Source organism: Streptomyces sp. NPDC058964, from assembly GCF_042741275.1.
Classification (GTDB): domain Bacteria; phylum Actinomycetota; class Actinomycetes; order Streptomycetales; family Streptomycetaceae; genus Streptomyces.
Genome location: NZ_JBHYKH010000059.1, coordinates 1 through 8,001, shown reverse-complemented (window position 1 = coordinate 8,001; position 8,001 = coordinate 1). Strand labels below are relative to the sequence as shown.

The 8,001-nt window shown below is 72.5% G+C and carries 9 protein-coding genes; 3 read left to right on the top strand and 6 right to left on the bottom strand.

The annotated features are described in order from the left end of the window. Window positions 1-116: 116 nt before the first annotated feature. From ACFW2E_RS10625 to ACFW2E_RS10605, 5 genes are all read right to left on the bottom strand, one after another. On the bottom strand, window positions 117-722 hold the full coding sequence (locus tag ACFW2E_RS10625) for an ATP/GTP-binding protein (protein WP_384464509.1): 606 nt from the start codon (window positions 720-722) through the stop codon (window positions 117-119). Window positions 723-905: 183 nt separating this feature from the next. After that, the gene (locus ACFW2E_RS10620) at window positions 906-1,316 is read right to left on the bottom strand and encodes a DUF742 domain-containing protein (protein ID WP_384464506.1); all 411 of its coding nucleotides are present in this window, start codon (window positions 1,314-1,316) and stop codon (window positions 906-908) included. 22 nt (window positions 1,317-1,338) lie between these two features. After that, entirely contained in the window at window positions 1,339-1,776 is a 438-nt protein-coding gene (locus tag ACFW2E_RS10615) for a roadblock/LC7 domain-containing protein (RefSeq protein WP_384464503.1), read from the bottom strand. Beyond that, window positions 1,773-4,292, bottom strand: coding sequence for a nitrate- and nitrite sensing domain-containing protein (locus ACFW2E_RS10610; protein WP_384464500.1), 2,520 nt, complete (start codon window positions 4,290-4,292; stop codon window positions 1,773-1,775). The genes ACFW2E_RS10615 and ACFW2E_RS10610 overlap by 4 nt, the downstream gene beginning before the upstream one ends. Before the next feature lie 46 nt (window positions 4,293-4,338). Next, entirely contained in the window at window positions 4,339-5,115 is a 777-nt protein-coding gene (locus ACFW2E_RS10605) for an MHYT domain-containing protein (RefSeq protein WP_384464497.1), read from the bottom strand. Window positions 5,116-5,258: 143 nt separating this feature from the next. Between ACFW2E_RS10605 and ACFW2E_RS10600 the strand changes: the two genes are divergently transcribed. Continuing rightward, the gene (locus ACFW2E_RS10600) at window positions 5,259-5,867 is read left to right on the top strand and encodes a class I SAM-dependent methyltransferase (RefSeq protein WP_384464494.1); all 609 of its coding nucleotides are present in this window, start codon (window positions 5,259-5,261) and stop codon (window positions 5,865-5,867) included. Between the two features lie 109 nt (window positions 5,868-5,976). Here the strand turns inward: ACFW2E_RS10600 and ACFW2E_RS10595 are convergent, their stop codons facing one another. After that, window positions 5,977-6,732, bottom strand: coding sequence for an alpha/beta fold hydrolase (locus ACFW2E_RS10595; RefSeq protein WP_384464491.1), 756 nt, complete (start codon window positions 6,730-6,732; stop codon window positions 5,977-5,979). 124 nt (window positions 6,733-6,856) lie between these two features. On the opposite strand from ACFW2E_RS10595, the gene ACFW2E_RS10590 reads away from it, so the two are divergent. Both ACFW2E_RS10590 and ACFW2E_RS10585 read left to right on the top strand, forming a co-directional pair. Then, window positions 6,857-7,390 carry a PadR family transcriptional regulator gene (locus ACFW2E_RS10590; protein ID WP_384464488.1) on the top strand — a complete coding sequence of 178 codons (534 nt, stop codon included), beginning with the start codon at window positions 6,857-6,859 and terminating at the stop codon, window positions 7,388-7,390. A gap of 128 nt (window positions 7,391-7,518) precedes the next feature. Further along, window positions 7,519-7,815, top strand: coding sequence for a hypothetical protein (locus tag ACFW2E_RS10585; protein WP_384464485.1), 297 nt, complete (start codon window positions 7,519-7,521; stop codon window positions 7,813-7,815). The last annotated feature ends 186 nt before the right edge of the window (window positions 7,816-8,001 follow it).

Genomic DNA, 8,001 nt, shown 5'->3' with positions numbered 1-8,001 from the left:
CCCCGCCAGGGGCGGCCGGGCGCCCCGGGGGCGCGGCGAGACCCTCCACCCGGTGGGGGCCCACCGCCACCGGCCGGGCTCACGCCCCCGGCCGGGGCCCGGGCGGCCCCGGCCGGTCAGCCCACTGAGTCGAGGAGCCGGGCGGTGTGCATGCGCCCGGCGTGGTCGACGAGGCGGATCAGCACCTCCTTGCCCGAGTCCCGATCGCGGGCGTCACAGAGGACCACGGGCGTTCCCCGGTCGAGGTCCAGGGCCTGCAGAACGTCATGGGCTCCGTAGGCACGCGCGCCCGCGAAGCAGTTGACGGCCACCACGAACGGGATGCGGCGGTGCTCGAAGTAGTCCACCGCCGGGAAGCAGTCCTCGAGTCGCCGGGTGTCCGCGAGGACCACGGCGCCGAGGGCTCCCTGGGACAGTTCGTCCCACAGGAACCAGAAGCGGTCCTGGCCGGGTGTCCCGAAGAGGTACAGGGAGAGGCCCTCCCGGATGGTGATGCGCCCGAAGTCCATGGCGACGGTGGTGGTGACCTTCCGTTCCACCCCGTCGATGTCGTCCACCAACTGGCCCACTTCGCTGAGCAGTTCCTCGGTGCGCAGCGGCCTGATCTCACTGACCGCTCCCACCAGGGTGGTCTTGCCGACGCCGAATCCGCCCGCGACCAGTATCTTCAGCGCCAGGGCGGACGTCTCGCCGTCCGTGGTGTCGGAGTACTCGGAGATCATGATCACTTCTCTCGGGAGTGCCTGCGGTGGTCGGCGTCTGCGTGCGAAGCCAGCATCATGACAACTGTCGTGCTCTTATGGGCGATTGTGCCGATATCGCCTTGTTGTGAGCGACCGGCGCCCGGTTGGTACCGGAAGGGTGTGTGAGCCGGTGCCGCGTCGCGGCGGGTTCTGACCCTTCGTCTACAGCGCCCGCAGGCCCTCGATGACCTCGCGCAGGATCCTTTCATCGGGCAGCTGGGCCGGTGGCACCGGGCGGCTGACGGTGACGCGGCCCAGTTCCAGCAGGTCGCCGAGGAGCACTCTGACGACTCCCACGGGCAGGTCGGCGCCCGCGGCCAGTTCGGCGACGGACTGCGTCTCCGTCCGGCACAGGCCGATGAGCACCCGGTGCTCGGGCCCGAGCGCGGTGTCGTCGGCGGCGGGCGCGCCTGAGTCGAGCGTGACGAGTGCGATCAGGTCGAGCCGCACTCCGCCGGGGCCGGGCCTGGTACGGCCGCCGGTCATGGCGTAGGGGCGGACCAGGGGGCCGGCCTCCCCGTCGTACCACTGACTGCCCGGCTCCGGCTGGACACCCTTCGTCTCCTGGGTCATCGATGCCGACCGCCCTTTCGGCTCATCCGGCGGCCGACGGCCGCGCGGCGCCGCGCGGTGCCGTGTGGAGGTGCTCGCCGACCCGCTTGACGAGCCGTGCCATCTCGTACGCGACCAGTCCGATGTCGGCGGTCACGCTGGTGAGGAGGGCGAGGCAGGAACCATTGCCCGCGGCGGCCACGAAGAGGAAGGCGTCGTCCATCTCCACCATGGTCTGGCGCACGCCACCGGCTCCGAAGTGCCGGCCCGCGCCCTTGGCGAGACTGTGGAATCCGGAGGCGACGGCGGCGAGGTGTTCGGCGTCCGCGCGCTTGAGATCGGTCGAGGCGCCGACGGCCAGGCCGTCGTTGGAGAGCACCACGGCGTGCCGGACCTCGCTCACACGCGCCACCAGGTCGTCCAGCAGCCAGTCGAGTTCGCCGGATCGCTGGGCGGCCCTCATACCCGGGTTCTGGATCACGCGGGGTCTCCTTCGCTGCTGTCTCTGCCCGATGCGGGGTCCGGGGCGGCGCCCCGGCCCGGTTGCCTGCCGCCGCCGCGTGCCCAGCCGTCGCGGTAGGCCGCCATACGGTCCCGGACGAGTTCGGGGGTGCGCCGGTCCTCTCGGGAGGCCGGTGGCCGGACCGGTTCCTCGTGGCGCTGCCCGCGCAGTTGGGGCACGAGGTTCGCCTGCCGTACCCGGCGCGGTAGATCGTCGGAGCCCCCGGAGTCGTCCGGCGGGCGGTGCATCCGCAAGGTGGTCACTCCGGGGGGTGGATTGTCGGTCGGGGGCTGTCCCGGAGGCGGGGCGGTGGCCGCCAGAGCCGGCCGATCGGCGGGCGCGGGGACGGCACCCGGGAGCGGAGCGGCACCGGGCACGCGCGCGTGTCCGCGTTCCGCCGGCTGTTGCGCGTCCGCCGACGAGCGGGGGGAGCCTTCCGCCGCCCCACTGTGCAGGAGCGCGGTGGCCAGCAGGACGACGACGGTGGTACCGCCGTAGGGCGAGGTCCTCAGATGGACCTTGATGCCGTGGCGGGCGGCGAGCCTGCTGACCACGAAGAGCCCGAGGCGGTCGCTGTCGAACAGGTCGAGCGCCTCGGACTGCTCGATGCGCCGGTTGGCCTCGGCGAGCGCCTCCCGCCCCATACCCAGGCCGCGGTCCTCCACCTCCACGGCGTAGCCGTTGCCGACGGGTTCGCCGGTGATGCGCACGCGCGTGTGGGGCGGCGAGAACTGGGCGGCGTTCTCCACGATCTCGGCGAGCAGGTGTGTGAGGTCCGCCACGGCCGCGCCGATGACGGAGGCCTCGGAGAGCCGGCGTACCTCCACGCGCGCGTAGTCCTCGACTTCGGACACGGCGGCGCGCACCACGTTGGTCAGGGACACGGGCATGCGCCAGGCCCGTCCGGGTGCCGCTCCGGAGAGGATGATCAGGCTCTCCGCGTGGCGGCGCATACGGGTGGTGAGGTGATCGAGCCGGAAGAGGTCGCTCAGCTCGTCGGGGTCCTCGGAGCGGCGTTCCATGGTGTCCAGCAGGCTCAGCTGGCGGTGGACCAGGATCTGGCTGCGGCGGGCGAGGTTGACGAACACCCCGGAGATGCCGCTGGCGAGTTCCGCGCGCTCCACCGCCGCGCGCAGGGCGGCGCGGTGCACGGTGCCCAGGGCCTCGGCGACCTGACCGGTCTCGTCCTCCGCGGAGGAGGCGGTTGGTGCCTCCGCCTCGATGTCGATCTCCTCGCCCGCGCGCAGTCGTCTCATGGCTTCGGGGAGTTTGCGCCGGGCGATCTCCAGGGCGCTGTTGCGCAGACTCACCAGTTCGACCACGAGGGCGCGGCCGATCCGCACGGAGATGACCAGGGAGGCGGCGACGGCGACGAGCCCGAAGAGGACGGCGGCCCCCGCTGGCGTGAGCAGACCGCGTCCGAACGGGTCGGCCCGGCCCGCGACTTGGCCGGCCGCGTCCGTCCCGATGGCCCGCATTCCGTCACGCACGCGGGCGTGAGCCGGGTCCCAGGTGGCGTCCGGGGCCGCGTCGAGCGCGCGGATGCCGGGGGCACTGGCGAGGACCTTGTCCTCGGCGGCGCCGACCGCGGTGTAGGCCCTGCTTCCCGCGAGGTCCCGCCAGGCGGCACGCTGGGCCCGGGGCAGGTCCGCGACGGCCGACGCGGTGAGCGTGCGGCGCGTGGCGACGGCGCCGGTGAACAGCCGCAGCCGCTCGCCCCCGAGACCGCCGGTGAGGCGGGCGCCGGTGAGCACCGCGTCCTCCTGGGCCAACGCCTCGCCGGCGCGGGAGAACTCGAGCAGTACGCGCGCGTCGGAGCCGAGATCGTCCGCCTGGATGCCGGTGAGGGCACCGTCCACGCCGAAGGCCGCCTCGATGGTCCCCGTGTACTGTCCGTACGCCTCGTCCCAGCCGGCACGGCGGTCGAGCACCGCCGTACGCAGCGTCCGCAGGCGCTCGGCTCCGGTGACGAAGGTCTCCAGCCGCCGCGCGACGACGCGGGGCAGTTCCTCGCTGTCGGCGACCGTGCTGTGGTTCCCCAGCCGCAGCGCGGCCACGGCCCGGTCGGTGCGTGCGGAGAGTTTCCGCAGGTCACTGCCCTGTCCGGCGGCCGGGTCGGTCGCGTACCGCACGGCGGCCGCGCGCTCGGCCTGCAGGGCGGTGACGGCGACGTTGACCGGGGCCCGCAACTCGGAGTCGACACGCTGGGCCTGCCGCAGCCGGGAGACGTCCTGGACGGTGGTGACGGTGGCGTAAGCCCACAGGGCGAGCAGGGAGACGACGGGCACCATCAGCAGGCAGACGACCTTGGCCCGAACGGTCCGGGGTCGTATTCGCCGGCGCCCCGCGCGCGTGGGCGCGTGGCCCGGCACCCTGTCATCGGGTTCGTCCACGCCCTCGTCGGCGGGTGGTCCGGCGTGCGCTCGGCGGCCGCGCACGGGCGGCGGGGGCTGTTCCTCCGCGCCTGCTGCGGGGGTCCTAGGGGGTGTACGCATGGCCTCCTCGCTCGGTAGTGGTTCGGGGCACGCCCTGCCGGACCCGCTAGCGGGCGGCGGCACTCTCGTCCGACCGCTGTGCCGAGGCGGACGCCTCGCGCTCCCCCGCCGTCGGGGAGAGGGCGACGAAGGCCGAGGTGAGGAACAGATAGGACCCGAGGCCGACGGCGAGGGGGAAGATGAACTGCATCGCCGTGGCCCCGGGCAGGTCGGCGCCGGAGGGTGTGACGCGCACGCTCACGGCGAACATCGCCGTGTAGTGCATGCTGCTGACGGCCGCTCCCATGACCAGGGAGGCGAGGGTGACCGCGACCGGCGACTTGATGTTCAGCCCCGCCCACAGGGCGACGGTGGCCGCGACGACGGCGATCAGGACGGACAGTGCGACGAGGAACGGGTCGTAGCCGACGTCGCCGTGCAGCCGGACCGCCGCCATGCCCAGGTAGTGCATGCTCGCGACGCCCAGCCCGGTGGTCAGGCCGCCCAGGAAGAGCGCCCGGGTGCGGTCCCGGCCGTAGCCCACGGCGAAGACGCCGACGCAGACGACGACCATGGCGACGAGCAGGCTCAGGATGGTCAGCGGGACGTCGTAGCGGATGTCGGTACCGCTGACGCCGAAGCCGAGCATGGCCACGAAGTGCATGGTCCAGATGCCGGTGCCGATCGCGGAGGCCCCGGTGACGAGCCAGTTGCGGCGCGACCGGCCGGTCGTGGCCAGCGCGCGGACGGTGCAGCGCAGTCCGAGTGCGGCGCCGATGCAGGCCATCACGTAAGACAGCACGGGGGTCAGCCAGCCGAAGGAGGCGTGGTCCAGGTGTCCCATGGCCCCGGGACGCTAGTGGGAGCACGGGAGCACAGAGGGGGCGCATTTCGAAAAGTGTTGGAATATGACATAACGGTGTGCCGGAACGATCGCGTCAGGCTCGAACGTGCACGCCAAGGCGTCATCCGTGCCGGTGAGGAATCATGCGGAACATGAGCGACGACCACACACACGTCCAGGAGTTCTTCACGGCCCGTGCGGCCGGCTGGGACAGCCGGTTTCCCGACGACGGCCCCGCCTACGCGGCCGCCGTGGCCGACCTCGGACTGCGCGCGGGAGACCGGGTGCTCGACGCCGGTTGCGGCACGGGGCGTGCTCTGCCGCCGCTGCGCGCCGCCGTGGGGTCCTCGGGCGTGGTCGTGGGGGTCGATCTGACCCCGGCGATGCTCGAGGCGGCCGTACGCGCCGGCAGGGACCGTGAGGGCCGGCTGCTTCTCGCCGACGTGGCTGCGCTGCCGCTCCGGTCGGAGTCCCTCGATGCCGTGTTCGGGGCGGGGCTCATCGCGCATCTGCCCCACCCGGCCGAGAATCTGCGCGAGTTGGCGCGTGTGGTGCGCCCCGGCGGCGTGCTGGCGCTGTTCCATCCGATCGGCCGGGCGGCCCTGGCGGCGCGCCACGGCCGGCAGATCACCCCGGACGACCTGCGTGCGGAACCCAACCTCCGCTCTGTGCTGGCGGGTTCCGGCTGGCGCATGACGTCGTACGTCGACCAGGACGACCGCTTCCTCGCGCTGGCGGTGCGGGAGGGCTGAGCACGGCGTTCCGTCCCGCGCCGGCGGACCGTGCCCACGGACGGCCACCACGCCGTGCGCCGATCGCGCTCCGGGGTGTGCGCCGGGGGCATGCGCCCGGAGCGCCCCCTCACCCCCGTCCCGCGACCGCCGCCACGAAGGCGTCCGGGTTGTCGAACATGACGTTGTGCCCGGCACCGGGCACCGTCACCACGCGCACCCCGGCCGCGGTCAGGCCCTCCTCGCCCGGGAGTCCACCGCTGAGCTCACCCTGCAGGTAGACGCGGTCGATCGCCAGCCCTTCCAGGATCGTGCGCATGACGGGGTCCGAGCCGCGCCGCAGCCCGACGGCGGTACGGTGCAGCGCGCGCGGGTCGGCCAGCCTCATGGTCGCCGCCCAGAGGGGGCCGACCTTCTCCAGCACACGCGCGTACCCGCCGTTCACGAATTCCTCCTCCCCGTAGGCAGCGATCCCGCTGCTTCCTGCGGTCGCGGGCGGGAAGGCGTCGAGGTTGGCCTCCGCGAGGACCAGCCGGGAGACGAGGTCGGGCCGCCGGTGGGCGAGCACGATGGCGACCGCTCCGCCCATGCTGTGCGCGACCAGCTCCGCGCCGGTGAGACCGGCCGCGTCCAGCGCCGCCGCCAGGGCGTCGGCATTGTCCTCCAGGGTGTAGCCGAACCGTTCGGGCCGGTCACTGATGCCGTGTCCGGGCAGATCGACGAACAGGCTCCGCCGGCCAGCGAGTTCGGGGCGGGCCGCGATGTGCGCGTGGTACACGGCCGCGACCGACCCCAGTCCGTGCAGATACACGCGCGCGGGTTGCGCGCCGGGCGTCTCCGTCCAGCGGATGCAGCTGCCGTTGTCGTCGAACTCGGTCTGCTTCATGACATCCCCCTGAATGACTCCGGTGTCGCGGTCGGCTCCTCAGAAGATACATCGGATCCGAGGTATTGGGAATCCGATGTATTGATGCATCGATGTACAGCGAGCTTGGGGGAGAATGCGGGGCATGCTGGAGCTCGCGATTCTCGGATTCCTGTACGACGCCCCGTTGCACGGCTACGTCCTGCGCAAGCACATCGCGGCACTGACCGGGCATGTGCGGCCGGTTGCCGAGAGCACGCTCTATCCCGCCATCAAGCGGCTGGAGAAGGCGGGCCTCCTGGAGCGGGCCACCGAGCCGGGCTCCGTCGCCGCGCCGCGCCACGTGCTCACACTCACCGAGGAGGGCAGGCGCGAGCTGCGCCACCGGCTCGCGGAGCCGGCACAGCGCGACATCACCGACGAGAACCGCTGGTTCACGGTGCTCGCCTTCCTCAGACACCTCGACGACCCCGCGGGCCAGGCGACGGTGCTGCGGCGCAGGCTGGCCTTCCTGGAGGAGCCGGCGAGCTTCTTCTACGAGGGTGACCGGCCACTGAGCGCGGAGGAGCTCGACGACCCGTTCCGGACGGGCCTCCTCACCATCGCGCGGGCGACGAGCCGTGCCGAACTCACCTGGCTGCGCGACACCATCGCCTCACTGGACGACACCCCGCGCTGAGTCCTGTCCGGGCGCGTCGCGGCGATTCACCGTTTCGTCCCTCTTCTGCCGCCGCGGTTCCAACTCTACGTTGAACAGGAGCAGATGAACGATCAGAGCCGAAGCCACGCTGGGGGAAGGCGGTCCGCATGTTCGACAGGATCCGTACGTACGTCGCCAGACTCCGCTCCTCCACGGCCGCTCAGCAGGGTGACGGCCGCGAGAAACGCACACACAACTTGTTCGAGGCCGCGGCAGCCTATGTAGCGGCCTGCGCGGAGGACGACCAGGACCGGATCGACGAGGCGGCGGCCTGGGTGTCGCCGGAGGCGCTGTCGTTCGGGGTGAGCGAGCTGGCCTGCCGAGCGGTGATCGCGCTGGCCCGGGAGCGCGACGAGTCGCCTCGCACGGTCGCGCGCGACCTCCTCGGGCTGCCCGTCTCCTGAGCCGTCGTTCCGGGCGTCGCCCCCATGAAGGCGGACAACTGCAGCTCCGGGTGTGAGGGGCAGCCGTGACAATCGCCTTCCGCTCGCACTAGGGTGCGCGCCGTTGGACGAACCACTGGGGAGGCTGGGATGGCCGGGACCGACGAGGAGGTCGTCGCCGCCGCGGACGATGCGATGTACGTGCTC

What these genes read in the sequence shown, in the direction of transcription:
- ACFW2E_RS10625 (WP_384464509.1), bottom strand. Translation starts at nt 722, where the DNA reads ATGATCTCCGAGTACTCCGACACCACGGACGGCGAGACGTCCGCCCTG.
- ACFW2E_RS10620 (WP_384464506.1), bottom strand. Translation starts at nt 1,316, where the DNA reads ATGACCCAGGAGACGAAGGGTGTCCAGCCGGAGCCGGGCAGTCAGTGG.
- ACFW2E_RS10610 (WP_384464500.1), bottom strand. Translation starts at nt 4,292, where the DNA reads ATGCGTACACCCCCTAGGACCCCCGCAGCAGGCGCGGAGGAACAGCCC.
- ACFW2E_RS10605 (WP_384464497.1), bottom strand. Translation starts at nt 5,115, where the DNA reads ATGGGACACCTGGACCACGCCTCCTTCGGCTGGCTGACCCCCGTGCTG.
- ACFW2E_RS10600 (WP_384464494.1), top strand. Translation starts at nt 5,259, where the DNA reads ATGCGGAACATGAGCGACGACCACACACACGTCCAGGAGTTCTTCACG.
- ACFW2E_RS10595 (WP_384464491.1), bottom strand. Translation starts at nt 6,732, where the DNA reads ATGAAGCAGACCGAGTTCGACGACAACGGCAGCTGCATCCGCTGGACG.
- ACFW2E_RS10590 (WP_384464488.1), top strand. Translation starts at nt 6,857, where the DNA reads ATGCTGGAGCTCGCGATTCTCGGATTCCTGTACGACGCCCCGTTGCAC.
- ACFW2E_RS10585 (WP_384464485.1), top strand. Translation starts at nt 7,519, where the DNA reads ATGTTCGACAGGATCCGTACGTACGTCGCCAGACTCCGCTCCTCCACG.